Source organism: Streptomyces sp. B21-083, assembly GCF_036898825.1.
GTDB lineage: Bacteria > Actinomycetota > Actinomycetes > Streptomycetales > Streptomycetaceae > Streptomyces.
The window spans coordinates 657,989-683,192 of sequence record NZ_JARUND010000002.1; the positions used below are offsets into that span (position 1 = coordinate 657,989).

The following is a 25,204-nucleotide window of genomic DNA, read 5'->3' on the forward strand; positions in this document are numbered from 1 at the left end:
TGAGTAGGTGTGTCGTTGTCCGGGTGTGCTGGGTGGGGAGTTGGCCGCGGTCCGGTGTGATTTGGAGGACTTCGCGGCGGAGATGTTCGAGCCGTTCGCGCGGGCGGATCAGCGCCGGTGGGGCGAGGTCTATCTGCGGGGACTGCTGCTGGACGGACGGCGCAAGTCGGTTGAGCCGATGGCTGCCCGGCTGGGCGAGGACGGCAACCGGCAGGCTCTGGCCCACTTCATCACCTCCAGCCCATGGGACGCGGCGCATGTGCGAGCCCGCCTCGCGTGGCGGATGCAGCAGGTGATCAAGCCGACCGCACTGATCGTCGATGACACCGGCTTCCTCAAGGACGGGGATGCCTCGGCGTGCGTCGCGCGGCAGTACACCGGCACTGCGGGCAAGGTCACCAACTGCCAGGCCGGCGTATCAGTGCACCTGGCCTCCGACGCGGCGTCGGCGGCCGTGGACTGGCGCCTGTTCCTGCCCGAAAGCTGGGATCCCGCCTCACCGAAGGCCGATGGGGCCAAGGTGGCCCGCCGCACCATGTGCGGCATCCCCGAAGAGGTTGGCCATGTCGAGAAGTGGCAGCTGGCCCTGGACATGATCGACGAGACACGGTCGTGGGGCATCGATGTTCCGCTCGTCGTGGCCGACGGCGGCTACGGCGATGCGGCCGCCTTCCGGCTGGGCCTGGAAGAACGCCGGCTCAGCTACGCGGTCGGCATCTCCACCACGACCACCGCCCAGCCGGGAGAAGCACAGCCGCACACCCCGCCATACGCAGGCCGCGGCCCGAGGCCCCAGCCCGTCTATCCCGAGTCGGCCAAGACGGTGAAGAAGCTGGTCATTGCGGCCGGCAAGCAGGCGGCCCGGCCGGTGCAGTGGCGGGAAGGCTCCCGCCCGGGCAGCGGCCGCAGCGGCCTGAAGCGCATGTACTCACGGTTCGTGGCCCTGCGGATCCGTCCCGCCGGACGCGAGATCCGCAAGGCCGTCGACGGCCCGGAGCTGCCGGTGCGCTGGCTGCTGGCCGAATGGCCCGCGACCGAGCCCGAACCCGTCCAGTTCTGGCTGTCCAACCTGCCCGCCGACACCCCGCTGGCCACCCTTGTGCGCACCGCGAAACTGCGCTGGCGCATCGAGCACGACTACCGCGAGATGAAGCAGGCCCTGGGCCTGGCCCACTTCGAGGGCCGCACCTGGCCAGGCTGGCACCACCACGTCACCCTGGTCTCCGTCGCGCATGCCTTCTGCACCCTCCAACGACTGACGCGATCCCCAAAAGAGACGGCGTCGGCCTGAGCCTCTACCGGGTCACACGCGAACTGCAGTTGCTCCTCGCGCTCTGGACCGGCGCCTGCCCCACCTGTCACCGCGACATACCCAGGGCGATACCAACCTGACCAAGCCCTACTAGTATCCTGCGCCAGAGATCCGTCGGCAGAGGCGGGCGAGGGAGTCGAGGATTTCTTCGGCGGTCTTGGTCCAGATGAACGGCTTTGGGTCTTCGTTCCAGTCCTTGACCCAGGCGCGGATGTCGGCTTCGAGGGCCTGGATGTTCTTGTGTGCGCCGCGGCGGATCATCTGGTGGGCGAGGTAGCCGAACCACCGCTCGACCTGGTTGATCCAGGAGGATCCCGTCGGGGTGAAGTGCAGCTCGAACCGCGGGTGTTTAGCCAGCCATGCCTTGATTGCCGGAGTCTTGTGGGTGCCGTAGTTGTCCACGATCAAGTGGATCTGCAAGTGTGCGGGCACCTCCTTGTCGATGCGGATCAGGAACTTCTTGAACTCCACGGCCCGGTGCCGACGGTGCAGGGACGTGATGACTTCACCGGTGGCGACATTGAAGGCGGCGAACAAGGTGGTGAGGCCGTTGCGGACGTAGTCGTGGGTGCGCCGCTCGGGCATGCCCGGCATTATCGGCAGAACGGGCTGGGAGCGGTCCAGGGCCTGGATCTGCGACTTCTCGTCCACCGAGAGCACCACCGCGCCCTCGGGCGGGTTGAAATAGAGGCCGACGACGTCGTAGACCTTCTCGATGAACAACGGGTCCGTCGACAGCTTGAAGGTGTCGGCCAGGTGCGGCTTGAGCTGGAACTGCCGCCAGATCCGGCCGACCGTGGACTTCGACAGACCACTGTGTTGCGCCATCGATTTCCTGGACCAGTGGGTGGCGTTCTTCGGCAGTTGTTCCAGCGTGGTGACCACGACCTCTTCCACCTGATCGACGCTGATGGTGGGCGGCCGGCCCGGCCTCGGCTCATCGCCCAGACCGTCCAGCCGCTCGGCAAGGAAGCGTCGCCGCCATTTGCGGACCGTGTCCGCGGTCACCCGCAGATCCCGGGCGACCGCGACAATCGGCGGCACTTCCGGCCCCGCGCACGCCAGCACAATCCGCGCCCGCAGGGCCAGCGCCTGGGCAGATGTCGCCCGACGCATCCACCGCTCCAACACCGCCCGCTCGTCATCAGACAGCAGCAACGGTTCAAGCTTTGGGCCACGACGAGGAACTGACGCACCAGTAGCAGAAGTCATGCAACTTCTAACGATCAACTACTGGCGCAGGACACTAGGACCTGTCCGGCCGATCAAGTCGCAGGAAGGCAGCAGCTCCTGTCTGATCCCGGTGAGCGGGGTGATGGGGGTCCCCCCGCGCGAGGTGTTCGAGCGTGGGGGAGCGTGCAGCTGCAAGGCGGAGGAGGGCGTCGACGCGATGGGGGTCCCCCCGCGCGAGCGAAGTCGAGCGTGGGGGAGTCGGCAACCGACGACAACGCGGCAGATGTGCGCACCACACCCCGCGTCTGCGACATGATCGGCCGGACAGGTCCTAGTACTCCAGCAGTACTTCGTGGCTTGACCTGGGGAAACGTCGAGCGGTGGGAGTGTAGCGGGCAGTTGGCCGTCACGGGCGGCTTCTGCCCGCCCACCCCTCGAAGGAGTGCCCGCGACGGCGGCAGCACATCTGTGCGGGGAAGCCCCCGAGTGTGACCATCGAACAGGCAGAGACCTGGGACCGCGACCTGGACGACCTCTTCACCACCATCGGACACCGCTTCGGCCGCGTCGAACCCCGCCGCCGTATGCGGGACTACGTGCGCGCACTGCTCGCACCGGTAGCCCGCAAGAACAGCTGGCAACTGGCCGAGCACGCCGGCCACGCAACCCCGGACGGTCTGCAGCACCTGCTCTCCCGAGCCCGCTGGAACTGCGACGACATCCGCGACGACCTGCAGACCTTCGTCGCCGAACACCTCGGCCGCCCCGACGGGGTACTGATCATCGATGACACCGGGTTCCTGAAGAAGGGCACCACCTCCGCCGGAGTCCAAAGGCAGTACTCCGGCACCGCCGGCCGCACCGAGAACTGCCAGATCGGCGTCTTCGCCGCCTATGCCAGTTCCGCCGGCCGCGTCCTGGTGGACCGGGAGCTGTACTTGCCGAAGTCCTGGACCGACGACCGTGACCGATGCCGCGCGGCCAAGGTCCCCGATCAGCGGGAGTTCGCGACCAAGAACACCCTCGCGGCGACGATCGTCCGCAGAGCTGTGGCCTCGCCACTGCCGGTCGCCTGGGTCACGGCGGACGCTGCTTACGGACAGGACAACCGCTTCCGCCGGATGCTGGAGACATCCGGCGTCGGCTATGTCCTGGCCGTCCCCAAGTCCCAGTTCTCCCTGGCCGGCCCGCGCATCGACAGGGTCTTCGAGCAGGCCCCCGACCAGGCATGGGAACGCCGTTCCTGCGGCGCGGGAGCGAAGGGGCAGCGCGAGTACGACTGGGCGGCCCTCCAGTTGCGCCCCGTGGCCGAGTACGACCACCAGGACGGCGTGTTGATCCGTCGGCGGTGGGCGCTGGCACGGCGCAGCCTGAGCCGGCCGGACGAGATCGCCTACTACCTCGCATACGCACCGCTGGATGTCGCAGTGGACGAACTGGTGCGGGTCGCCGGCGCCCGGTGGGCGATCGAGGAGTGTTTCCAGGCGGCGAAGAACGAGTGCGGCCTGGACGAGTACGAAGTCCGCCGCTACGTCGGCTGGTACCGGCACATCACCCTGGCCATGCTCGCCCACGCCTTCCTCGCGGCGATGAGCGCACGAGCAGCCGAAAAAGGGGATCCACCGATGAGGATGCCGTGGTCATCGAGCTCACCGTGGCGGAAGTGCGGCGACTCCTGGCAGCTCACGCACCCCGAGACCTTCGCACCCACACCCACGCGTTGAGCTGGTCGCACTGGCGCCGACGACGCCAAGCGGTGGCCCGCCGCTGCCACTACCGCCGTCGCGGGCACTCCTTCGAGGGGTGGGCGGGCAGAAGCCGCCCGTGACGGCCAACTGCCCGCTACACTCCCACCGCTCGACGTTTCCCCAGGTCAAGCCACGAAGTACTGCTGGAGTACTAGGCTCCGGTCGTATGGTGCATGTACTGAGCAGCCGGGTCCTTCTCCGCCCCCTCGACCCGGAACGGTCCCGGGTTTTCTACGGCGAGCGGCTGGGGCTCGCCGTCCAACGCGAGTTCGGGACCGGACCGGAACGGGGCACCGTCTACTTCCTCGGCGGGGGGTTCCTGGAGCTTTCGGGGCGGGCCGACGAACCCCCGTCGCCGTCCGTACGGCTGTGGTTGCAGGTGGCGGACGTGACGGCCGCGCACGACGAACTAACATCCCGGGGCGTCGAGATTCTCAGGCCGCCGGTGCAGGAGCCGTGGGGACTCGTCGAGATGTGGATCGCGGACCCGGACGGCACGCGGATCGTGCTGGTGGAGGTGCCTGCCGACCATCCGCTGCGGTACCGGCCCGGTATCTGAGACCTTCGACAGGCCCTCGCCGCCCATGAGTTCGACCGGTGGGGCCTCCTGCCGGGCGGGAGTCGGTGTCCAGCCGCTGTGACCTGTGGTGCTCCGGCCCGCGCTCCCCACGTACACCCTTGCGCTCGTCTGCGCACCGCCCGGAGCGGGCATGCCTTCAGCGAGGGTCTCGGGGGTCCAGGGGGAGGGTGCGTGTGCACGGTCCGGCTTCGCCCGGGTGGCTGCTGGTCGCGTTGTGCGCGGCGACCGGCGCGTACTGCCTGCTGCGGATGCGCAGCGGGGTCGAGGAGCAGCGCCGGGCCGCGGGCGGTGAGGCGCTGATGGGCTTCGGCATGGCCGCGATGGCCGTGCCCGCCGCCGTGCTCGCGCCGCCGCGCTGGGCCTGGCTGGTGTACTCGGCCGTGTTCGGTACGGCCGCGCTGCGCGCCCTGTGGGCGGCCCGTACCGGGCGCCACCATCTGCACCATCTGATGGGCGCGTTCGCCATGGCCTACATGGCTGCCGTGATGGCCGCCGCCCCGGGCCACCACCACGGGTCCGGCGGCTCCGGGGTCCCCCTGCTGACGGCGTCCCTGCTCGTCTACTTCACCGGCTACGTACTGCTGTCCGGCGCCCGGCTGGTGTCCGTACCGGCCCTGGCCGTCGGCGGTGGGGTCAGGACGGGCTCGCCCGGCTGGGGCGACCGGCCCGAACTGGCGCGTGCCTGCAGGCTCTCCATGGGCATGGCGACGGTCGCCATGCTGATCACGCTCTGACTGTACGAAACCGTGGTCTGCGTCACTTTGCCGCCACGGACCGTAGGTCTGAGCGCCGCCCCGCTCATAGGCTGCGTCCATGATGGTCCCCGCGGCACTGTTGCTGCTCGGCGCGCTGACCGCCCTCGTCGCCCCGCGGCTGCTCGCCCGTGCCGAGTGGCCGGACCGCGAACCGGTGGTCGCCCTGTGGGTGTGGCAGTGCGTGGTGGCGGCCGTGCTGATGTGCTGCGCGCTGTCGATGACGCTCAGCGCGGCGGCGGCCTGGCAGGCCGTGCGCGGCCATGTGTTCGCCCCGGCACCGCACGAGGTGGTGGAGGCCTACGTCCTGGGCGCCTCCCGTCCATGGGCCGCGGCAACGGCCGTGGCGCTCGCCTGCGGCGGGCTGTGGACCGCGGCGATGCTCGTCCGTGAGGTCGTACGGGCGCGCAGTCGGCGCAGGCTGCGACGTACCGAACTCCTCGTCCGCGCACCGTTGTTGCCCGGTGAGGAGCCCGGGCCCGACCGGCTGGTGGTCCTGGAGGGCGAGCGTGCCGACGCCTGGTGGCTGACCGGCACCGCGCCCGGGCTCGTCGTCACCACGGCCGCGCTGCGGCGCCTGAAAGGGCGTCAGCTGGACGCGGTGCTCGCCCACGAGCAGGGGCACGCGCGGGCCCGCCACGACTGGCTGTTGCACTGCTCGGGCGCGCTGGCCAACGGGTTTCCGCAGGTGCCGGTCTTCGCCTCCTTCCGGGCCGAGATGCACCGGCTGGTGGAACTCGCCGCCGACGACATGGCCTCCCGGCGCTTCGGCCGGCTGACGACCGCCCTCGCCCTGGTCGAACTCAACGAGGACCGGGGCGTGTTCGGCCCGTCCCCGACCCCGCAGGCCCATGTCCCGCTGCGCGTCCACCGGTTGCTGACCGCACCGGACCGGCTGACGGCGGGCCGCCGGCTCCGACTGACGGCGGCTGCGGCCCTCGTGCCGGTGATCCCGGTCCTGGTGGCGTTCGCACCGGGGTTGCGGGCGCTCGGGTAGCGCGCCGTCGCCCACCTCGATTGGCCTCCCGACCGGCGTGTCGGCGAGGATCGCCTCATGCGCACCCCCCACCTCACCCCCCGGCTCCAGCGACCGATGAATCGCCGGGCCGTCCGCGTCTCCGTCGCCCTGGCCCTCGCCTCCGTGCTGCTGCTGACCCTGGTCGCGGTGGACTGGCACCCGCTGATCACCCTCGACGGGGACATCGCGCGGGCCACCCATCGCTGGGCGGTCGACGAACCAGGGCTCACGCACGCGTTCCGGATCCTGACGGACTGGGTGTGGGACCCGCTGACGATGCGTCTGCTGTGCGCGGCCGTCGCGGTGTTTCTGGTGTGGCGGCACTCGGCGTGGGGGCTCGCGCTGTGGCTGGCGGTCGCCTGCGCGCTGGGCACGGTGCTCCAGCAGGTGCTGAAGGCGGCGGTCGGCCGCGCCCGTCCCGTGTGGCCGGACCCCGTCGACTCCGCGCACTACGCGGCCTTCCCCTCCGGGCACGCCATGACCGCCACGGTGGTGTCCGGCCTCCTGCTGTGGCTGCTGCGCCGATACGGCGCCGGACGCGTCGTGTGGCGTACGGCGGTCACCGGGTCGGTGGTCTCGGTCCTCGGTGTCGGCCTGACCCGGATCTGGCTCGGCGTCCACTGGCCCTCCGACGTGCTCGGCGGATGGCTCCTCGGGGCGCTCGTGGTGGCGCTGGCCGTGCTGTCGTACGAGCGGTTCGACCGGGCCCCCGAGCGGCCCTGACCCCACGGTTCACGCCTCCACTCTCTGCCTGCCCGAGTTCCCGTGCGACACCGAGTTCAGCGACGGCTCCTGGTTCCCCGACCCGAGTACTGGTCAACCTGACCCCCGGGAACGTGAGGTGCTGACCCTGGTGGGCACCGGGCTGTCCAACGGCGACATCACCGAACTCCTCTTCGTCACCCAGGTCACCGTCAAGACCCACGTCGACCGGGCCCATGGCTGAAACTCGGCGCCCGCGACCGTGCTCCCACTTCGAGTCCGGGTCGTCAGCCGTCGCGCAGCGCCCTGTTGATCTCACCCAGGGAGCTGGTCAGCCGTCCGTAGTCGGCCTGGGCGAGGGGGGTGACGAAGTACCTCTCGACGACCTGACCGTGCACCTCCGCGGCCCGGACAAACACCCCGCCGCCGTGCTCGGTCACCTCGACCAGGACGCTCCGGCGGTCCTCCGGTGACGGCGTGCGACGTACCAGGGCGGCCTCTTCCATCCGGTCGATCAGCCGGGTGACGCCGCTGCTCGTGAGCGTGAGGTCGTCGGCGAGCGCATGCTGCGCGACCTCCTCACCCGGCTCCCGGCAGAGCCTGATGAGGACCTCGAACATCGTGTGGCTGATGCCGCACTCCCGTCTCAGGACGCTGTCGAGCCGCTGTTCCAGGCGGGTCGCGGCCTTGATGAGCAGCCCGAAGTCCTGAACGAGCCGACTGTTGGCGGCCCGGACGGTCTCGGCACCCCGTTGGGTCTCGGCGTCCACCTGTGCGCTCCTCTCGTGCCGGGAAGGCTCCTGCAGGGGGCCCCTTCCTGCGACTTTACTTCCCGATCACCTACCAACGTCTCAATTACTGAGCAATCAATTGCTGATCAGTCAACGAAATCCTATGGTGGGTGCAGCACGGGGGAATCCGAAGAAGGGGACATCTGTGGACCTGCAGCACTGGCTCGGCCAGGCCGACGACGCGATTCAGAAGTGGGCCGGCACCTTCGGCCCCTATCAGCCCCACCCCTCCCTGCACGTCGACGAGGACAGGTTCGCCGGCGTCTTCGAGGAGTTCACCGGGAGACTGCGGGACAACTATCCGTTCTTCCACCCGCGCTACGCGGGCCAGATGCTCAAGCCTCCGCATCCGGCTGCCGTGGTCGGCTACCTCACCGCCATGCTGATCAACCCGAACAACCACGCCCTCGACGGCGGACCCGCCACCGCGGCGATGGAACGTGAGACCGTCGCGCAACTCGCCGCGATGTTCGGCTACGACACCCACCTCGGCCACCTCACCACCAGCGGCACCATCGCCAACCTCGAAGCCCTGTTCGTCGCCCGGGAGAGCCACCCCGGCCGGGGTGTCGCCTACAGCGCCGAAGCGCACTACACCCACGGCCGCATGTGCCATGTCCTGGGCATGAAGGGACACCCGGTTCCCACCGACGGACAGGGCCGGATGGACGTGGACGCACTGGAGGACGTCCTTCGCACCGGCGACGTGGGCACGGTCGTCGTCACCGCCGGGACGACCGGCCTCGGTGCCGTCGATCCGATCCACAGGATTCTCGCCCTCGGGGACCGCTACGGCGTCCGACTCCACGTCGACGCCGCCTACGGCGGTTTCTTCACCCTGCTCGCGGGCTCCGACGAGCCCGAGGGACTCCCGCCCGAGCCCTGGCGGGCGATATCCCGGTGCGACTCGGTCGTCATCGACCCGCACAAGCACGGGCTGCAGCCGTACGGGTGCGGAGCCGTCATCTTCCGCGACCCCGAGGTGGGACGCTTCTACCTGCACGACTCGCCCTACACCTACTTCACCTCCAGCGAGCTGCACCTCGGCGAGATCAGCCTGGAGTGCTCACGAGCGGGAGCCTCGGCCGCCGCTCTGTGGCTCACCTTCCAGCTCATCCCGCCCACACCCGACGGTCTGGGCCGCGTCCTTGCAGCAGGACGCCGGGCCGCGCTGCGCTGGGCCGACCTGATCCGCGCGTCCGACGTCCTGGAGCTGTACCAACAGCCGGAGTTGGACATCGTCGGCTACTTCCCGAAGGTGGAACCCCGCACACTGACCGCAGTCGACGCCGCGTCCGCACGCATCCTGACCAGCGGCATGGCCCATCCCGATCCGGTGTTCCTGAGCACCCTCAGGGCCGACAGGGAGGCCTTCACGGTCCGCCACCCCTCTGTCACCGCGGACGCCGACGGGGCGCGCATCCTCCGCAGCGTCCTGATGAAGCCGGAGTCCGAGCAGCACATCGAGCGTCTCCACGACCAGGTCGAACAGCTCGCCCTCGCTAGATAAGGTCCAACGCATGGCTGCCGTGCTGTTCGACTTCTCGGGGACCCTCTTCCGTATCGAGTCCACCGACTCCTGGCTGAGCGCCGTACTAGCCGACCACGGCCTCGCCCTGCCGGAGCCCGAGTTCGGCAGGACGGTCCGGGCGCTGGAGTCGGCGGGTGCGCTGCCGGGCGGGCCCTCCCCGGAACGGTTGCCGGCGGAACTCGCCGCCGTGTGGGCGATCCGCGACCGGAGCGCCGAGCTGCACCGGGCCGCGTACACCGGGCTCACCCGGCAAGTTCCGCTGCCCGACGGGGCGTTGTACGAGGCGCTGTACGAGCGGCACATGGCGCCCGCCGCGTGGGCCCCGTACGCCGACGCCGTCGAGGTGCTGGGCTCGCTGCGGCAGCGCGGGATCTCCGTCGGGGTGGTGAGCAACATCGGCTGGGACCTGCGTCCCGTGTTCCGGGCGCACGGGCTGGACCCGTATGTCGACGCGTACGTCCTGTCGTACGAGCACGGCATCCAGAAGCCGGACCCGCGTCTGTTCGAGGTGGCCTGTGACGCGCTCGCCGTCGTCCCGCAGGACGTGCTCATGGTCGGCGACGACCGGCACGCGGACGGAGGCGCGGCTGACCTTGGCTGCGCGGTGCACTTCGTGGACCATCTGCCGGTGTCGCGGCGGCCGGACGGGCTGCGACCGGTGCTGGACCTGATCGGCTGAGACCACACGCCGAGTGAGGCACGCCGGTCTGAGGTGATCCCCCGCGTCACCCCAGACAGGCGGCCGCCCGGAACCACCCGCGAGGGTCGCTCCGGCCGCGTCGGCATCGTCGGCTGACAAAATGTCAACGCAGAGGTAACAGCATGTCCCCACGCGGCTTCTCGGTCAATGAGGAATGACGGTGTCGTTCCCGGACATGGGTGGCCCGCCGGGCACCGAGATGCCCAGCGGGACGCGCGTCAAGGGTTCGTCGCGACGGTCAGTCGAAGTAGTCCGGCTGCGTCTGGACGTTCAGCTCGCGCACCCGGACCTTCTTGGCCGGATCCGTGCGCCGGTCGTCGAGCTTCAGGACGTCGAAGCCCTTGGCGATGTCGTTCGAGTAGATGTAGCCGTTGTAGTAGTACGCCGACCACGGGCCGGCGGTGGTGACGCGGTCGGTGGTCACCGGGCCGCGCTCGAAGTAGGCGATCTCCTTGGGCTTCGCGGAGTTGGTGAAGTCCCAGACGGAGACACCGCCCTGGTACCAGGCCTGGACCATGATGTCCTTGCCCTTGACCGGGATCAGCGAGCCGTTGTGGGCCACGCAGACCTCGGTGTCCGCCTGGTAGCGGGGGATCTTGAAGTAGCTCTTGAAGACGAGCTTGCGTTTGTCGCCCTTGCCGACGATGTCGTAGATGCCGTCGGCGCCTCGGTTGGGCCCGATCTGCGCGTTGCAGGTGGCCGCGCCGCCGCCGCCCAACTCGTCGGTGAAGACGACCTTGTCGGCCTTCTGGTTGAAGGTCGCCGAGTGCCAGAACGCGAAGTTGACGTTGTCCTGGACCTGGTCGATGACCTTCGGGTGCTCGGGATCCTTGATGGAGAACAGGATGCCGTCGCCCATGCAGGCGCCCGCCGCGAGGTCCTTGGAGGGCAGCACGGTGATGTCGTGGCAGCCTGTCGTCTTGGAGACGCCCGGGTTGGTGGGCGAGCCGGGGTTGCCGCCGCCGTCGGGGCCCTCACCGGGGAACAGCACCGGGAAGCCGACAACTGCCGCCTTCTCGGGTGCCTTTCGCGGAACCTTGATGATGGAGATGCCGTCGTGCGGGGGCTGACAGTCGGGGAAGGTGGCGCTCGGCGAGTACGAGGAGACGTAGACGTAGACGTTCTTGCGGTCGGGCACCAGCGTGTGGGTGTGCGAGCCGCAGGCGGTCTCCACGGCGGCGACGTACTTCGGGTTCGCCTTGTCCGTGATGTCGAAGATCTTCATGCCCTCCCACGACGACTTCTCCGTCGCGGGCTGCGAGACGCTGTTGCAACTGCTGTCACTGCGCGAGGAGTCGGTGGACAGGAAGAGCAAATTCCCGGAGACGGAGATGTCGTTCTGGCCGCCGGGGCACAGCACCTGGGCGACGGTCTTCGGGGCCTTCGGGTCGCTGATGTCGAAGACACGGAAGCCGTCGTAGTTGCCGGAGAAGGCGTACTTCCCCTGGAAGGCGAGGTCCGTGTTGGTGCCGGGCAGCGCGTCCTTGGGGACGTTCGTGAGGTGCGTGATGTTGTCGGAGTGGACGATCTCGTCCACCCCGGGTATCTCACCCGCGGCCAGGGCTTCCTTGACCTGGGTCTGCACGTTCTTGGAGATCTTCTCCGGCACCGTCGGCCCGTCCCCCGGGTCGGGGGTCGCGGCAGCGGGGCCGGCGGTCAGCAGCGCGGCCAGGAGTCCGGCCGCGGCGGCGGCAACTCCCAGGCGTCTGTGCCGCGTTCGGGAATCGTTCAACAGGGTCACTGCGTCCTCCCTGGTAGCCGTTCGGGTCAGAACGGTTCACGGTGCTCCGAAGTATCGTCTTCATCATGCGCCGATCAACAGTAGGCAACGCATTCGTCATGAAAGTTTCTGATCACCGGCGAGGAAGCGTGCTAGGACGGACACAGCACTCACGAGCTGTCCCTCAACCCACCTGACCCAGGAGGCTGTTGTGCCCGTCCGCCGTGCGCCCCGTACGTTTCGTCCGGCCCTGGCCGTTCTCGCGCTCACCCTCGCGCTCGGGGCCTGCGACTCGACCTCGTCGCCCGACGCGAACGCCAGGGCCGCGAAGGCGACCGGCCCTTCGGTGATCGCGCCCGGCCTGCCCGGAGAGGCGGCCAGAACGCTCTCCCCGGAGGAGGCCAAGGCACAACTGCCGGACGACTCCCCCAACTCGGCGGACATCTCGTACGCCCGCAGGATGATCGAGCACCACGCGCAGGCGATCGAGATCACCGAACTCGCCCCGAAGCGCGCCCTGTCGACACCGGTGAAGCGGCTGGCCGAGCGCATCGCCGCCGCGCAGGGTCCCGAAATCGCCGCCATGCAGGGCTGGTTGAAGGACAACGGCAGCGACGACAAACCCACCGGGCATGCTCACGAGGCGATGCCCGGCATGGCGACCGACGCGCAGCTCGCCAAGCTGCGAGCGGCCAAGGGGAAGGCGTTCGACGAGCTGTTCCTGACGTTGATGATCACGCATCACGAGGGGGCCGTCACCATGGCCACCGAGGTGAAGGCGCAGGGCAACAACGTGCGGGTCGAGGAGATGGCCGACGACGTGATCGCCCAGCAGACGACCGAGATCAACAAAATGCGCGGAATGTAGCCGCGAGACCCTCGCTCAGCGCCGGGCATGACGGGGTGAGAGGAACCCGGCGTCGCGGGCCTGTGAGATCAGTCTGAGGGATCGGCGACGGCTGTACCCGGTCGCGCACATCACGGCGAGAACGGCGTCGGCGCCCTCTTCCTGGGCCGCGCGGTACTCCTCCGCGATCAGCCACCGCCCCTCGACACCACGCGGCCAGGCAGGCCGGGCGCGACGAGGCCGCGGGCGGAACTCGGCCTGCGCGACCTCCCCCGGCCCGTCTCCGCACGCGTCGAAGAGCGGCCCCTCGATCCAGTCCGCGAGCCCCGCCAGATCGTCCAGCGACAGCGCCGGCTGCGCCCGTACGTCCTCGATGGAGACGCCCGCCTCACGGACCACGGCGAGCAGGTCGACCTGGGCACCGTCGGCGAAGGCGAGCCGGACGTCGAACCATGCCGTCGCCGCCGAGCCCTCGTGCTCCCGCACTTCCCAGGCGGGCCGCACCGACACTTCGCCCTCCGTCGGGCAGCGACCGGAAAGATTAAGAAAGGATGCTTCTAGCACATACGGAACGTAACCGCATCATCACATTCACTACGAACGGACACGCACGCCTGTCTCACCCGGCACCCTGTCAGCGCAGCTCCGGGGGTGCGATCCTTGAGGTGTCAGCAACAGGGAGTTCCACAGCGTCCCGCAGTGAGGGGTTCCGCCGTGTTGCGTGTCGCCGTCGTGGGTTCGGGTCCGAGCGGGGTCTACACCGCGCAGAGCCTGGTCCAGCAGGATCCGGAGGTGCGGGTCGACGTCCTCGACCGGCTGCCGGCGCCCTACGGGCTGGTGCGGTACGGCGTGGCGCCGGACCACGAGAAGATCAAGTCGCTGCAGCACAACCTGCGCGCCGTCCTGGAGCACGAGCGGGTGCGTTTCCTTGGCGGGGTGCGGATCGGCCGCGGGCCCGGGGAGCTGCCCGGTGCCCGGCTGCGGGAGCTGTACCACGCGGTGGTGTACTGCGTGGGCGCCGCCACCGACCGCCATCTGGGGATTCCCGGCGAGGAACTGCCGGGCAGCTGGTCGGCGACACAGTTCGTGTCCTGGTACAGCGCCCATCCGGACGCCGCCGACGACGGCTTCGTCCACGGGGCGCGGTCCGCCGTGGTCATCGGTGTCGGGAACGTGGCGGTGGACGTGGCCCGGATGCTGGCGCGCGGCCCGGCCGAGCTGAGCCCCACCGACATGCCGCAGGCGGCGCTCACCGCACTGACCGCGAGCAGGGTGACCGACATCCACATGGTGGGCCGGCGCGGCCCCTCACAGGCCCGCTTCACGACCAAGGAGCTGCGCGAGCTGGGTTCACTGCCGGACACCCAAGTCGTCGTGGACGAAGCCGAGTTGATGCTCGATCCGGCATACGCCGACCCGTCCGCCCTGCCTGCCGTGCAGCGCCGGAACGTGGAGGCACTGCACGCCTGGGCCACTCTGCCCGCCACGGGCGCCGCCCGGCGCATCCGGCTGCGTTTCTTCCGTCGCCCGGTCGAGTTGCTCGCCGCTGGGGGCCGGGTGGGCGCGGTGCGTTTCGAGCGGACGGTGCCGGACGGGAACGGCGGCGTGACGGGCACCGGGCGCTACGAGGACATCGAGGCACAGCTCGTGCTCCGCTCGGTCGGCTATCGCGGCGTCCCGGTCGACGGGCTGCCGTTCGACACGGCCCTGGGCACCGTGCCCCATCTCGCGGGCCGCGTCCTGCGTGACGGCAGCTCCTCCTCGGGCGAGTACGTGGCCGGCTGGATCAAGCGCGGCCCGACGGGCGTCATCGGCACCAACCGGCCCTGCGCCAAGGAGACGGCGGCCTCCCTGCTGGCGGACTCCGCCGTGCTCGTACGACAGGAGAGGCCCGAGGACCCGCTGACCGCACTGCGCGCGGAGGGGTTCCGGCCGGTCGAGTGGACGGGCTGGCAGGCCATCGAGCGGGCCGAGGCGGAACTGGGCGCCACGCTGGGGCGAAGCACCGTGAAGCTCCCCGACTGGGAGTCACTGATGGCGGCGGCGCGGGCGGCAGGTGCCCCGGACGTCGCACCCCGTCCGGGGACGTGACACACACCGGCAACAGGTCAGTAATCAACAAACTGTTCAAGCCCCTTACGGTCTCGTCGAGTCCGGATGCCCGCTCGCCCGCCGCCCCTGGAGTGCCCATGGCCACCACCTCTCCCCCACCCGTACATCCCGTCGACGAGGTCCCACCCGTGCGGCAGCTCGCCGCATTCGGTCTGCAGCACGTCCTCGCGATGTACGCGGGGGCCGTGGCCGTGCCCCTGATCGTCGGCGGCGCGATGAAGCTGTCGCCCGCCGACCTGGCGTATCTGATCACCGCGGACCTGCTGGTGTGCGGGATCGCGACGCTCATCCAGTGCGTGGGTTTCTGGCGCTTCGGCGTCCGGCTGCCGATCATGCAGGGGTGCACCTTCGCGGCCGTGTCGCCGATGGTCCTCATCGGTACGACGGGCGGCGGGCTCCCCGCCATCTACGGCTCGGTGATCGTCGCCGGTCTCGCGATCATGCTGCTGGCGCCGGTCTTCGGACGGCTGCTGCGCTTCTTCCCGCCGCTGGTGACCGGCACCGTCATCCTGGTCATCGGTCTGTCGCTGCTGCCTGTGGCGGGCAACTGGGCGGCCGGCGGGGTGGGTTCGGCGGAGTTCGGCGAGCCGAAGAACCTGGCACTGGCCGCCTTCGTACTGGCCGTGGTGCTCGGTGTGCAGCGGTTCGCGCCGGTCTTTTTGAGCCGGATCGCGGTACTGACCGGCATCGCGGTGGGGCTGGCCGTGGCCGTTCCCTTCGGCTTCACGGACTTCGACGGGGTCGGGGACGCCGACTGGGTCGGCATCAGCACGCCGTTCCACTTCGGGGCGCCCGCCTTCGAGGCGTCGGCGATCATCTCGATGCTGGTCGTGGCGCTGGTGACGATGACGGAGACGACCGGTGACCTGATCGCGGTCGGCGAGATGACCGGCCGGAAGGTCGAGCCGCGCTCCCTCGCCGACGGGCTGCGCGCGGACGGCTTCTCCACCGTCCTGGGCGGCGTCTTCAACACCTTCCCGTACACGGCGTACGCGCAGAACGTGGGCCTCGTCGGGATGACCCGGGTGCGCAGCCGCTGGGTCGTGGCGGCCGCCGGTGGCATCCTCGTACTGCTCGGTCTGCTGCCCAAGCTCGGCGCGGTGGTCGCGGCCGTACCGGCACCGGTGCTGGGTGGCGCGGGTCTCGTGATGTTCGGGACGGTCGCCGCGAGCGGGCTGCGCACGCTCGGCGCGGTCGAGTTCAGGGACAACCACAATCTGACGGTCGTGGCGGTCTCGGTGGCCGTGGGCATGCTGCCCGTCGGTGTGCCGACGGTGTACGCGAAGTTCCCTGACTGGTTCCAGACGGTGATGAACAGTGGGATCAGCGCGGGCTGTCTGACGGCGATCGTGCTGAACCTGCTCTTCAACCACCTCGCGGGGAAGGGCGGTTCAGCCGCCGACGGCGGTACCGAGGCGGTCGGCCTGGCGGACGGCGGCGACCGGCACACTGTCGAGAAGCCCCGGGAAGAGGTCGTCTAGGTCGTCCCGGCGCAGGCCGTTCATCTTGGCCATGCCCCGGTAGGCCTGTCGGATCACTCCGCTCTCGCGCAGCACCCGGAAGCGGTACGTGGTTGTGGACTTGATGACCGGCAGTACGAAGTTCGAACAGGAGAGCTCGTCGCCGGTGGCGGCGAGCTCTCGCACGACCTGAAGCCGCATCGGGTCGGAGAGCGCGTGCAGCACGCTCTCCCCTTGGTTGTGCTCGCGCCCGTGGGGCGGGTGCCCCAGCGGTCGGTGAGCTGGGCGACCGGGAGGGGCCCCGTCCGCCCTCGTCGAATCAACCCGCGGTCAGCTCTTCCTGAACCACGACGCGGGAACGGCGGCGGCCAGTGTGCGGTACCCCTCGGGGTTGAGGTGCAGCCAGTCCCCGTCGTGCAGGTCGGGGCGCAGCCGGCCCGGATCGGCCGGGTCGCGGACCGCCCGGTCGAAGTCGACGACGGCGTCGAAGGCGCCGCCGGTGCGGATCCAGGCGTTCACGGCCTGCCGGGTCGTCTCGCGCAGGCCCGCCGGATCGTCGTACGGCGTGTTGCCGCGGAAGGGCGTGAGCGTGGCGCCGTAGACGCGGATGCCCTGGGCGTGCGCGCGGACGACGATCTGCCGGTAGGCGGCGATGAGGTCGTCGGTGACGCGCTGCTGGGCGGCCGGGGTGGCCTCGGCGGTGCCGATGTCGTTGACGCCCTCGAAGACGATCAGCCAGGAGACCGCGCTGTGCGCCAGCACGTCCCGGTCGAGCCGGGCGAGGGCGTTGGGTCCGAGGCCGTCGTTGAGGACCCGGTTGCCGCCCGCGGCCTGGTTCAGTACGGCGATCCGGTTGCCGCCCGGGAGGCCTCGAAGCCGGTCCAGGAGCTGGTCGGGCCAGCGGTTGTTGCCGTTGGTCGTGGAGCCACGGCCGTCGGACAGCGAGTCGCCCAGCACGGCGACGGCACGCGTGTCCGGCCGGGAGAGCACCTCGACATCGCTGAGCAGGTACCAGTGGTTGACCGGGGTGGCGCCGGGCAGATCCTGCTCGCCCGTGCCGTCGCCGGTCCGCAGGTACGAGGTGGTGCGCGAGCCCGGGTGCGAGGTGAGCGCGAGCGAGGCCTGGCCGTCGGCGAGGTACGTCGTCACGGTCAGGTTGGTCGCGGGGCGCAGCCCGAAGTCGAGCGGGTCGGAGACGACCTGTGCTCCGGCGGGGACGGTGGTGGACCGGCGCCCGTCGAACGTCACCTCGCGCAGGGTGCCGGGTTCGACGGCGCTGACTCCGGCCCGGCCGTCCAGTGGCAGGGCGACTGTCACCGCGGTGAGGGGCAGCGGGGTGGTGCCGAAGGCGTTGGAGAAGCGCAGCCGGACGCGCTCGCCGCCGGTGGAGACACGCACGGTCTGGCGCAGGGTGGTGTCGACGAGGACGGCACGCTCCCCGGTGAAGGGCGCGGGCGGCATGTTGCCGGGCTCGGTGAGCTGCGGCATCGACGTCCAGGTGTTGACCCAGTGCGGGGCGGACCGGGCCGGGCCGGCGACCGCCGACTGCGGGCTTGCGACCAGGGCCACCACGGCGGAGGACGCCACGGCGACGGCCAGCACGAACACGCAGGTGGCGACCAGGTAGGCGAGCGCTGCTCTGGCGGACGGCCGCTGGGGCCAGGGCGACTGCGCGAGGTGGGGCGAGTTCACGGGCCGGGTGCCTTCCTCTGTCCGGACGGGCTTCTTCGGATCACGTGGAGCGGGAGGTGACCGGGTGCGCGCTCGTGGCACGCACCCGGCACAAAGGAGGCTCAACCGGCCGTGCAGGCCGTTCCGTTGAGCGTGAATCCGGACGGCGCGGCACTGTTGCCCGTGTGGCTCGCCTGATAGCCGAAGCCGACACTCGCGCCGGGCGCGATGGCCGCGTTGTAGGTGTCGTTGGTGGCCGTCACCGCACCGGAGGCCGGTGCGACGGTGGCGCCCCAACCGGAGGTGACGGTCTGGCCGGAGGGCAGGGTGAAGCCCAGTTTCCAGCCGCCCACTGCCGTCGTACCGGTGTTGGTGACCGTCACGGACGCCGTCAGCCCGGTGTCCCAGGCGTTGGCCGTGACCGCCACCTTGCAGGTGCCGGGCTCGGGTTGGGGCACGGTGCCGCCGCCGTCCAGACCGAAGAAGGTGATCACGCGGGCGGCCATACCGGCTTTCAGCACGTCGTGGGTGACCCCCTGGAGGCTGATGGCCTCGACGGGCGCCTTGTCACCAGAGGCGCCGTAGCGGGTGCGGGTCCAGCCGGACTGGGGCGAGTCGGTCGCGGACGGGGTCTGGCCGAGACCCCGCACGTTGGTCCACTGCTTGATCTCCTCCCCGAAGTTGGGGTAGTGCAGGGTGGTGTCCGCGGTGCCGTGCCAGAGCTGCATGCGCGGCCGGGCGCCGGTGTAGCCGGGGTAGGCCTTGCGCACCAGGTCGCCCCATTGCTGCGGGGTGTGGATCACATTCCCGTTGGCGCACTCGCTGTTCCACTCCGAGCCGCCGGTGGTGGCGAAGCAGCCGAACGGTACGCCCGCGAAGGCTGAACCGCCCGCGAACACGTCCGGGTAGTCGCCGAGCAGGACGTTCGTCATCATCGCGCCGGAGGAGGTCCCGGTGGCGAAGACCCTGCTGGTATCGGCTTTGTAGGTGCGGGTGACCCAGTCGACCATGGACTTGATGCCCACCGGGTCACTGCCGCCGCCCCGGGTGAGCGCCTGCGGCGAGGAGACGTCGAAGCACTTGCTGCTGCGGGTGACGGACGGGTAGACAACGATGAACCCGTAGCGGTCGGCCAGCGAGGCGTACTCGGTGTTGGAGTAGAACGTGGGGCCTGAGCCGGTGCAGTAGTGGACGGCCACCAGAACCGCCGGGCGCGTGGTGACGCGGTTCGGCACGTACACGTACATCCGCAGGTTGCTCGGGTTGGTCCCGAAGTTCGTTATCTCGGTGAGCGCGGCCGCGGGGGCTGCGGCGGGCGTCTCGGTGCGAGCCGCCGCCGCGGGCGCCGTGAGGAATGTTGCCGCGAGTAACGGCAGCAGGCCTGCGAGAAGCGCGACGAGTGCCGAGCGCAGCGGTCGTTTCGCGATGGTGCCGACAGTGGTGGACACGTCCTTGTCCCTTCCTGATCACGGCTCGTGGGGTGACGCGTGGCGGAAGTCGAAGTCCCGCTCTGCGGGGCTGTCCGCCCGCATCGTGGCATGAGCATGGCCCCCATGGAAGCGCTCCCACATGTCGAAAACATTCGCTGACCAGCGGTTGTGGATCCGACGGACACACATCGCGCGCAAAGCGTTGACCAGAAAGCGCTTACCCCCTACCTTCCGTTCATCGATGTGACCCATCGATGTCGATCCCCGTTCGACGAGAAGGCCCGAAAGACGCACCCCAGGGACGTGCACTCCCTGACGGTGTCTACGTCCCCCCACTTCGAGCCCTCCGCCGCCGCTCCATCGAGTCATGCGCAGTGCACCGCATGACGCACATCATGGTGAATTTCATTCACATAGCTGATCACCCCCTCGATCAGCCAGCCCTCCCGAAGGGACGCACCCGCATGCGTATACGCCCCCCACGTACACAAACGCAAAGATCTGCGGCGGTGGCGGCCGTGGCCACCGCACTCGCGGCCGCCGCCGTGCTTACGGTCCCCCAAACGGCCGGTGCCGCCGAGAACGCACCCATCGGATTCGGTGCGGGAACGACCGGCGGCGGCAGCGCCACCCCGGTCACCGTGACAACGCTCGCCGCTTTCAGGACGGCCGTCACGGGCAACGCGGCGAAGGTCGTGCGGGTGAGCGGTCTGATCACTCTGAGCGGTCAGGTCGACCTCGGCTCCAACACGACGGTCCTGGGCGTCGGCTCGTCCTCCGGTTTCACCGGGGGCGGCCTCAGGATCAAGGAGAAGACGAACGTCGTCGTCCGCAACCTCAACATCAGCAAGCCGGTCGCACCGGCCGACGGCGTGACCGTCCAGAAGTCCACGAAGGTGTGGATCGACCACAACTCCTTCTCCGCGGACCGCACTCACGACAAGGACTACTACGACGGTCTGCTGGACATCAACCACGGCTCCGACAACGTGACGGTGTCCTGGAACACCTTCAAGGACCACTTCAAGGGCTCACTCGTCGGCCACAGCGACAACAACGCGTCCGAGGACACCGGCCATCTGAAGGTGACGTACCACCACAACCACTTCAGCAACGTGTACTCGCGCATCCCCAGCCTGCGGTTCGGCACCGGCCACTTCTACGACAACTACGTCCAGGGCGCCGAGACCGCCGTGCACTCGCGGATGGGCGCCCAGATGCTCGTCGAGAACAACGTCTTCCGTTCGACGCTCGTCGCGGTGACCACGAACCGCGACAGCGACATCGACGGATACGCCAACCTGCGCGGCAACGACCTCGGCGGAGCCGCCACGGAGGTCTCGCGGGTCGGCACGTTCACCACCCCTCCGTACAGCTACACGGCAGAGCCGGCCTCGACCGTCGTCGCCTCGGTGACGTCCGGCGCGGGCGCCGGAAAGCTCTGACGACTCCCCACACGGCACGACCGACCGGAAGAAGGCAACGGGACATGACTTCCGCAACACGTCCACGCGCGCGCGGGCGCGCACTGACCGGCACCCTGGCCACCCTCAGCCTTTCACTTGGCATGATCATGACCAGCGGTGCGTTCTCCCCGGCGAGCGCCGCGACCTGGCCGACCGCCAACGGCAGCCAGGGCGTCTCCGCCACCATCCCGGTCTCCGGCACCAAGGACTACGGGATGAAGCGTCTCTACGGCACCGGTGACCTCGGCACCGGCGGCCAGGACGAGGACCAGGGGCCCATCCTTGAGCTGGCGGCGGGCGCCGTCCTCAAGAACGTCATCATCGGCGCCCCGGCGGCCGACGGCATCCACTGCAAGGGCAGCTGCACGTTGCAGAACGTGTGGTGGGAGGACGTCGGCGAGGACGCCGCGACCTTCCGGGGCAGCTCCTCGTCGAACGTCTACACGGTGTCCGGCGGCGGCGCCAAGGAAGCCAGCGACAAGGTGTTCCAGTTCAACGGCGCCGGGACGCTCAACATCTCCAACTTCGCGGCGAAGAACTTCGGCACGTTCGTGCGGTCCTGCGGCAACTGCTCCACGCAGTACAAGCGGACCATCAACCTCACCAACATCGAGGCGACCTGGAAGGGAGGCAAGCTCGCCGGCATCAACACCAACTACGGCGACAGCGCCACCCTGAGGGGCATCACGATCGTCGGGGACTCCAGCAAGAAGATCGTTCCCTGCCAGAAGTACATCGGCAACAACACCGGCAAGGAGCCGACCACGAACGGCTCCAACCCCGACGGCACGTACTGCAAGTACGCGACCGGCGACATCACGTACCGCTGATCCATCCCCCCACCGGCGGCTGTACGAGGCGCCCCGCAACCGTCTCGTACAGCCGCCGCCATGCTTGCTCGGGCAGCCGGCGGGCACAGGTCAGCTGGAACTTCGTGCGAGATGTACGGCACAGCGCACCATCCCAGGGCGCGTGTACGTCCCGACGCTCGCCCGCGCCACGCGTTTCTGCTCGCGCTCGTCACCCAGGCGGCGTCGTCTGCTCGGCCGGGCCGTACGGCGGTCCGCGCCGACGCCGAGGGCTCCGTCGCTCTGCTCGGGTTGCCACGGCCTCTGCGACGAACTCGCGCGCCTGCGGGCCGTGTTGCCGCAGCGCTTCACAGTTGGAGCGCCCGACAGCGCTCTGCTCGCCTGACCGACAGGCCGGGCCCGCCCTCTTTCGCCCGCCCACACGGCCGGTACAGGACGGAGACGCTCCACACCGTGCTGTGCCCGTGCCGTTGCCGACATGCCCGCCGAGCACGACGTCGCGGTGGCAGGCGGGTCGGCCGGGATGGGCGCCCCAGCGCTCCCCGCGCTCACGCACTCGCCGACGGCCGGGGATTCGCGGGGACGCCGAACACCCCTGCCTCGCCCCCTCGTCTCACGCGCGACGCTTCTCAGCGCGTGTTGCGGCCCCACATCGGATCGAACCGCTCCCACGCCTCGTCCCACTCCTCCATCCGCCGGCGCTGCAGACGGCCACGGAGGAGACGCCAGCCGACGTAGGGCACGGTCGCCCCGCTCGCGCCCGCCAGGGCGCCGATCAGCGCGGCTCTGAGGTGGGCCTCGGACTCGGTGGCCGGCTTCGTCACCAGACGGCCCTGCGGGTCTGTCCAGACCGTCGCCGGGCTGCCCGCGGTGCTGCCCGAGTCGACCCGGGCCTGGCCCGTGTGCCGGGTGCCGTCGGCGGCGCTCCAGCGGACCTTCGCCCACACCTTCTCGCTGCCCACGGTGCCGGGCGCATCCTCCACCACCAGTGCCGTCACGGGGCGCCAGTCGACGCGCTCTCTCGCCAGGCCCTCTTCGACGGAGTGGGCCGACACCAGGCCGACGAAGACTCCGGTCAGCACGATGAGTGCCCAGGTGGCCAGTACGGCCCATCCCTCCACGGCATCCACGCGACGCCTCAGCGGATTGCGCCGCCAACGCCACAGCCACACCCTCGGACCACGGAATGCCGCCATCGAAGGCATCCTCCTCACGCACACACGGACATGCCCTGCCGTCCTCCCTTACGGGCGACGGCCCGCCCTTGCTCACAGCCGACCCGAGGTCTCCGTCACATCCCGCCGACAAACCGCTTTGACCTGCGACGACGCCGTTTCCAGAGGTGACTGTCAGTGGTGGGGTGCAGACTGGCCGATGACTGGACAAAGACGTCCCGGAGGTGATCGGCATGACCGAGGTACTGCTCACGGTCGGCACGCGCAAAGGCCTGTTCATCGGGCACCGGCGCGGTGGCACGTGGGAGTTCGACGACAGCCCTTCTTTCAACGCGCAGGCCGTGTACTCGGTCGCGATCGACACCCGGCGCGAGAGCCCGAGGCTGCTGGTCGGCGGAGACAGTGCCCACTGGGGGCCGTCGGTCTTCCACTCCGACGACCTGGGCCGCAGTTGGACCGAGCCGGCGCAGCCGGCCGTCAAGTTCCCCAAGGACACGGGCGCCTCACTGGAGCGCGTCTGGCAGCTCCACCCGTCGACGGCGGAAGCCGACGTGGTGTACGCGGGCACCGAACCGGCGGCGCTGTACCGCTCGGAGGACCGCGGTGAGTCCTTCGAGTTGGTCCGCCCGCTGTGGGAGCATCCCACTCGCTCCCGGTGGGTGCCGGGCGGCGGCGGGGAGGGCCTGCACACGATCGTCACCGACCAGCGCGACCCGCGGGCCGTGACGGTCGCCGTCTCGACGGCCGGCGTGTTCCGCACATCGGACGGCGGCGCGAGCTGGACTCCGGCCAACTCCGGTGTCTCCGCGGTGTTCCTGCCGGATCCGAACCCGGAGTTCGGCCAGTGCGTGCACAAGGTCGCGAAGGACTCGGCCAACCCCGACCGGCTCTACCTCCAGAACCACTGGGGTGTGTACCGGAGCGACGACGCGGGCGGGCACTGGACGGACATCGGCGCCGGTCTCCCCTCGACGTTCGGTTTCGCGGTGGCGGCTCATCCGCACCGCGGCGACACGGCGTACGTCTTCCCCATCAACGCGGACGCGGACCGTGTCCCCGCCGACCGCCGCTGCCGGGTCTTCCGCACGGCGGACGCGGGCAAGAACTGGGAGCCCCTGTCGGCGGGCCTGCCCCAGGGGGACCACTACGGCACGGTGCTGCGCGACGCCCTGTGCACGGACGACGCGGACCCGGCGGGCGTCTACTTCGGCAACCGCAACGGCGAGGTGTACGCGTCGGCTGACGACGGCGACAGCTGGCAGCAGTTGGCGTCCCATCTGCCGGACGTCCTGTGCGTCCGGGCCGTGGTGATCGACTGAGGACGGGTCACAGAAGGATGTGCGGGTCCTGGCCGTCGGGCAGGACCCGCACCCGATCCCGGGGAGGCTCGGCCGTGGCGACGGCCGTGGTCTACGGCAGTTGCCAGTCCACCGGCTGGGCGCCCTGCTTGACGAGCAGGTCGTTGGTCCGGCTGAACGGCCGTGAGCCGAAGAACCCGCGGTCCGCCGACATCGGAGACGGATGGGCGGACTCGATGGCCGGAAGATCACCCAGCAGCGGCCGCAGATTGCGCGCGTCACGCCCCCAGAGGACGGACACCAGCGGCTTGCCACGCGCCACCAGCGCCCGGATCGCCTGTTCGGTGACTTCTTCCCACCCCTTGCCCCGGTGCGCCGCGGGACTGCGCGGTGCCGTGGTGAGCGCCCTGTTCAGCAACAGAACACCCTGCCTCGTCCACGGCGTCAGATCACCGTTCGACGGTCTGGACAGCCCCAAGTCCGTATGCAGCTCCCGGAAGATGTTCTCCAGGCTGCCCGGCAACGAACGTACCTCGGGCGCCACCGCGAAACTCAGCCCGATCGCCATCCCCGGCGTGGGGTAGGGATCCTGACCGACGATCAGGACGCGGACGTCGTCGAACGGTTGCTGGAAGGCCCGCAGGACGTTCGCCCCAGCCGGAAGGTAGGTCCGGCCGGCCGCTATCTCGGCCCGGAGGAAGTCCCCCATCGCGGCGATGCGTTCGGCGGCGGGGTCAAGAGCCTTCGCCCAGCCCGCTTCTACAAGTTCATGCAAGGGTCGTGGTGCCACGACCCGTCACCCTACTGGCACACACCGAGGCCCCGCACAAAGAGGGCAGCCCCCGCACACCGACACCGCTGAACGACCGGCATATGAACCTGATGCCCGATTGCCGGACAGGAGACGAC

Annotated in this window: 24 protein-coding genes; 15 read left to right on the forward strand and 9 right to left on the reverse strand. The window is 69.7% G+C overall.

Annotated features, from left to right (window positions below; translation table 11 throughout):
• The first annotated feature begins 25 nt into the window (after window positions 1–25).
• Entirely contained in the window at window positions 26–1,291 is a 1,266-nt protein-coding gene (locus QA861_RS26985; protein ID WP_443041587.1) for an IS701 family transposase, read from the forward strand.
• Window positions 1,292–1,402: 111 nt separating this feature from the next.
• On the opposite strand, the gene QA861_RS26990 is transcribed toward QA861_RS26985, so the two are convergent.
• Complete coding sequence (locus QA861_RS26990; protein WP_334591177.1) at window positions 1,403–2,524, reverse strand: IS630 family transposase; 1,122 nt, start codon at window positions 2,522–2,524, stop codon at window positions 1,403–1,405.
• Window positions 2,525–2,979: 455 nt separating this feature from the next.
• Between QA861_RS26990 and QA861_RS26995 the strand changes: the two genes are divergently transcribed.
• The 6 genes from QA861_RS26995 to QA861_RS47150 all read left to right on the forward strand — a co-directional run bounded on the left by QA861_RS26995 (window position 2,980) and on the right by QA861_RS47150 (window position 7,529).
• Window positions 2,980–4,209, forward strand: a complete 1,230-nt coding sequence (locus tag QA861_RS26995; RefSeq protein WP_443041536.1) for an IS701 family transposase — start codon at window positions 2,980–2,982, stop codon at window positions 4,207–4,209.
• 190 nt (window positions 4,210–4,399) lie between these two features.
• Window positions 4,400–4,792, forward strand: coding sequence for a VOC family protein (locus QA861_RS27000; protein WP_334591179.1), 393 nt, complete (start codon window positions 4,400–4,402; stop codon window positions 4,790–4,792).
• A 194-nt stretch (window positions 4,793–4,986) separates the two neighbouring features.
• Window positions 4,987–5,547 (forward strand): DUF5134 domain-containing protein, encoded by a 561-nt coding sequence (locus QA861_RS27005; protein ID WP_334591180.1) that lies wholly within the window; start codon window positions 4,987–4,989, stop codon window positions 5,545–5,547.
• A gap of 79 nt (window positions 5,548–5,626) precedes the next feature.
• Window positions 5,627–6,562 carry a M56 family metallopeptidase gene (locus QA861_RS27010; protein WP_334591181.1) on the forward strand — a complete coding sequence of 312 codons (936 nt, stop codon included), beginning with the start codon at window positions 5,627–5,629 and terminating at the stop codon, window positions 6,560–6,562.
• Between the two features lie 57 nt (window positions 6,563–6,619).
• Window positions 6,620–7,306, forward strand: a complete 687-nt coding sequence (locus QA861_RS27015) for a phosphatase PAP2 family protein (RefSeq protein ID WP_334591182.1) — start codon at window positions 6,620–6,622, stop codon at window positions 7,304–7,306.
• A 118-nt stretch (window positions 7,307–7,424) separates the two neighbouring features.
• Window positions 7,425–7,529 (forward strand): hypothetical protein, encoded by a 105-nt coding sequence (locus QA861_RS47150; RefSeq protein WP_443041588.1) that lies wholly within the window; start codon window positions 7,425–7,427, stop codon window positions 7,527–7,529.
• Window positions 7,530–7,572: 43 nt separating this feature from the next.
• On the opposite strand, the gene QA861_RS27025 is transcribed toward QA861_RS47150, so the two are convergent.
• Window positions 7,573–8,055, reverse strand: coding sequence for a MarR family winged helix-turn-helix transcriptional regulator (locus QA861_RS27025; RefSeq protein ID WP_334591184.1), 483 nt, complete (start codon window positions 8,053–8,055; stop codon window positions 7,573–7,575).
• Between the two features lie 166 nt (window positions 8,056–8,221).
• Here QA861_RS27025 and QA861_RS27030 point away from each other — a divergent pair, with 166 nt between their 5' ends.
• Both QA861_RS27030 and QA861_RS27035 read left to right on the forward strand, forming a co-directional pair.
• Window positions 8,222–9,586 (forward strand): pyridoxal phosphate-dependent decarboxylase family protein, encoded by a 1,365-nt coding sequence (locus QA861_RS27030; protein WP_334591186.1) that lies wholly within the window; start codon window positions 8,222–8,224, stop codon window positions 9,584–9,586.
• A gap of 10 nt (window positions 9,587–9,596) precedes the next feature.
• Window positions 9,597–10,286 carry an HAD family hydrolase gene (locus QA861_RS27035; RefSeq protein WP_334591187.1) on the forward strand — a complete coding sequence of 230 codons (690 nt, stop codon included), beginning with the start codon at window positions 9,597–9,599 and terminating at the stop codon, window positions 10,284–10,286.
• A 259-nt stretch (window positions 10,287–10,545) separates the two neighbouring features.
• Here QA861_RS27035 and QA861_RS27040 read toward each other — a convergent pair whose 3' ends face one another.
• The gene (locus QA861_RS27040) at window positions 10,546–12,048 is read right to left on the reverse strand and encodes an LVIVD repeat-containing protein (protein WP_334591188.1); all 1,503 of its coding nucleotides are present in this window, start codon (window positions 12,046–12,048) and stop codon (window positions 10,546–10,548) included.
• A 190-nt stretch (window positions 12,049–12,238) separates the two neighbouring features.
• Between QA861_RS27040 and QA861_RS27045 the strand changes: the two genes are divergently transcribed.
• On the forward strand, window positions 12,239–12,895 hold the full coding sequence (locus tag QA861_RS27045; RefSeq protein WP_334591190.1) for a DUF305 domain-containing protein: 657 nt from the start codon (window positions 12,239–12,241) through the stop codon (window positions 12,893–12,895).
• 15 nt (window positions 12,896–12,910) lie between these two features.
• On the opposite strand, the gene QA861_RS27050 is transcribed toward QA861_RS27045, so the two are convergent.
• Entirely contained in the window at window positions 12,911–13,384 is a 474-nt protein-coding gene (locus QA861_RS27050; protein ID WP_334591191.1) for a DUF6214 family protein, read from the reverse strand.
• A 204-nt stretch (window positions 13,385–13,588) separates the two neighbouring features.
• On the opposite strand from QA861_RS27050, the gene QA861_RS27055 reads away from it, so the two are divergent.
• Entirely contained in the window at window positions 13,589–14,965 is a 1,377-nt protein-coding gene (locus QA861_RS27055) for an FAD-dependent oxidoreductase (RefSeq protein ID WP_334591192.1), read from the forward strand.
• Window positions 14,966–15,063: 98 nt separating this feature from the next.
• Window positions 15,064–16,467, forward strand: a complete 1,404-nt coding sequence (locus QA861_RS27060; protein WP_334591193.1) for a nucleobase:cation symporter-2 family protein — start codon at window positions 15,064–15,066, stop codon at window positions 16,465–16,467.
• On the opposite strand, the gene QA861_RS27065 is transcribed toward QA861_RS27060, so the two are convergent.
• From QA861_RS27065 to QA861_RS27075, 3 genes are all read right to left on the reverse strand, one after another.
• Window positions 16,378–16,716 carry an ArsR/SmtB family transcription factor gene (locus tag QA861_RS27065; RefSeq protein WP_334594857.1) on the reverse strand — a complete coding sequence of 113 codons (339 nt, stop codon included), beginning with the start codon at window positions 16,714–16,716 and terminating at the stop codon, window positions 16,378–16,380. The two genes, QA861_RS27060 and QA861_RS27065, sit on opposite strands and share 90 nt — an antisense overlap.
• 60 nt (window positions 16,717–16,776) lie before the next feature.
• On the reverse strand, window positions 16,777–18,069 hold the full coding sequence (locus QA861_RS27070) for an SGNH/GDSL hydrolase family protein (protein WP_334594858.1): 1,293 nt from the start codon (window positions 18,067–18,069) through the stop codon (window positions 16,777–16,779).
• A 170-nt stretch (window positions 18,070–18,239) separates the two neighbouring features.
• Window positions 18,240–19,565, reverse strand: a complete 1,326-nt coding sequence (locus QA861_RS27075) for an extracellular catalytic domain type 1 short-chain-length polyhydroxyalkanoate depolymerase (protein ID WP_334591194.1) — start codon at window positions 19,563–19,565, stop codon at window positions 18,240–18,242.
• 446 nt (window positions 19,566–20,011) lie between these two features.
• On the opposite strand from QA861_RS27075, the gene QA861_RS27080 reads away from it, so the two are divergent.
• On the forward strand, window positions 20,012–20,992 hold the full coding sequence (locus QA861_RS27080; protein WP_334591195.1) for a pectate lyase family protein: 981 nt from the start codon (window positions 20,012–20,014) through the stop codon (window positions 20,990–20,992).
• A gap of 44 nt (window positions 20,993–21,036) precedes the next feature.
• Window positions 21,037–21,843 (forward strand): pectate lyase, encoded by an 807-nt coding sequence (locus tag QA861_RS27085; RefSeq protein ID WP_334591196.1) that lies wholly within the window; start codon window positions 21,037–21,039, stop codon window positions 21,841–21,843.
• Between the two features lie 608 nt (window positions 21,844–22,451).
• On the opposite strand, the gene QA861_RS27090 is transcribed toward QA861_RS27085, so the two are convergent.
• The gene (locus QA861_RS27090; RefSeq protein WP_334591198.1) at window positions 22,452–23,018 is read right to left on the reverse strand and encodes an Rv1733c family protein; all 567 of its coding nucleotides are present in this window, start codon (window positions 23,016–23,018) and stop codon (window positions 22,452–22,454) included.
• 212 nt (window positions 23,019–23,230) lie between these two features.
• On the opposite strand from QA861_RS27090, the gene QA861_RS27095 reads away from it, so the two are divergent.
• Window positions 23,231–24,316 (forward strand): WD40/YVTN/BNR-like repeat-containing protein, encoded by a 1,086-nt coding sequence (locus QA861_RS27095; RefSeq protein ID WP_334591199.1) that lies wholly within the window; start codon window positions 23,231–23,233, stop codon window positions 24,314–24,316.
• 91 nt (window positions 24,317–24,407) lie between these two features.
• Here the strand turns inward: QA861_RS27095 and QA861_RS27100 are convergent, their stop codons facing one another.
• Window positions 24,408–25,085: a uracil-DNA glycosylase gene (locus QA861_RS27100; RefSeq protein ID WP_334591201.1), complete on the reverse strand. Its 678-nt coding sequence runs from the start codon at window positions 25,083–25,085 to the stop codon at window positions 24,408–24,410.
• Window positions 25,086–25,204: the final 119 nt, after the last annotated feature.

Bases quoted from the DNA above. Each gene is read 5' to 3' on its own strand.
- QA861_RS26990 (WP_334591177.1), bottom strand. From the start codon at position 2,524: ATGACTTCTGCTACTGGTGCGTCAGTTCCTCGTCGTGGCCCAAAGCTT.
- QA861_RS27000 (WP_334591179.1), top strand. From the start codon at position 4,400: ATGGTGCATGTACTGAGCAGCCGGGTCCTTCTCCGCCCCCTCGACCCG.
- QA861_RS27010 (WP_334591181.1), top strand. From the start codon at position 5,627: ATGATGGTCCCCGCGGCACTGTTGCTGCTCGGCGCGCTGACCGCCCTC.
- QA861_RS27015 (WP_334591182.1), top strand. From the start codon at position 6,620: ATGCGCACCCCCCACCTCACCCCCCGGCTCCAGCGACCGATGAATCGC.
- QA861_RS27035 (WP_334591187.1), top strand. From the start codon at position 9,597: ATGGCTGCCGTGCTGTTCGACTTCTCGGGGACCCTCTTCCGTATCGAG.
- QA861_RS27060 (WP_334591193.1), top strand. From the start codon at position 15,064: ATGGCCACCACCTCTCCCCCACCCGTACATCCCGTCGACGAGGTCCCA.
- QA861_RS27080 (WP_334591195.1), top strand. From the start codon at position 20,012: ATGCGTATACGCCCCCCACGTACACAAACGCAAAGATCTGCGGCGGTG.
- QA861_RS27085 (WP_334591196.1), top strand. From the start codon at position 21,037: ATGACTTCCGCAACACGTCCACGCGCGCGCGGGCGCGCACTGACCGGC.
- QA861_RS27090 (WP_334591198.1), bottom strand. From the start codon at position 23,018: ATGGCGGCATTCCGTGGTCCGAGGGTGTGGCTGTGGCGTTGGCGGCGC.
- QA861_RS27095 (WP_334591199.1), top strand. From the start codon at position 23,231: ATGACCGAGGTACTGCTCACGGTCGGCACGCGCAAAGGCCTGTTCATC.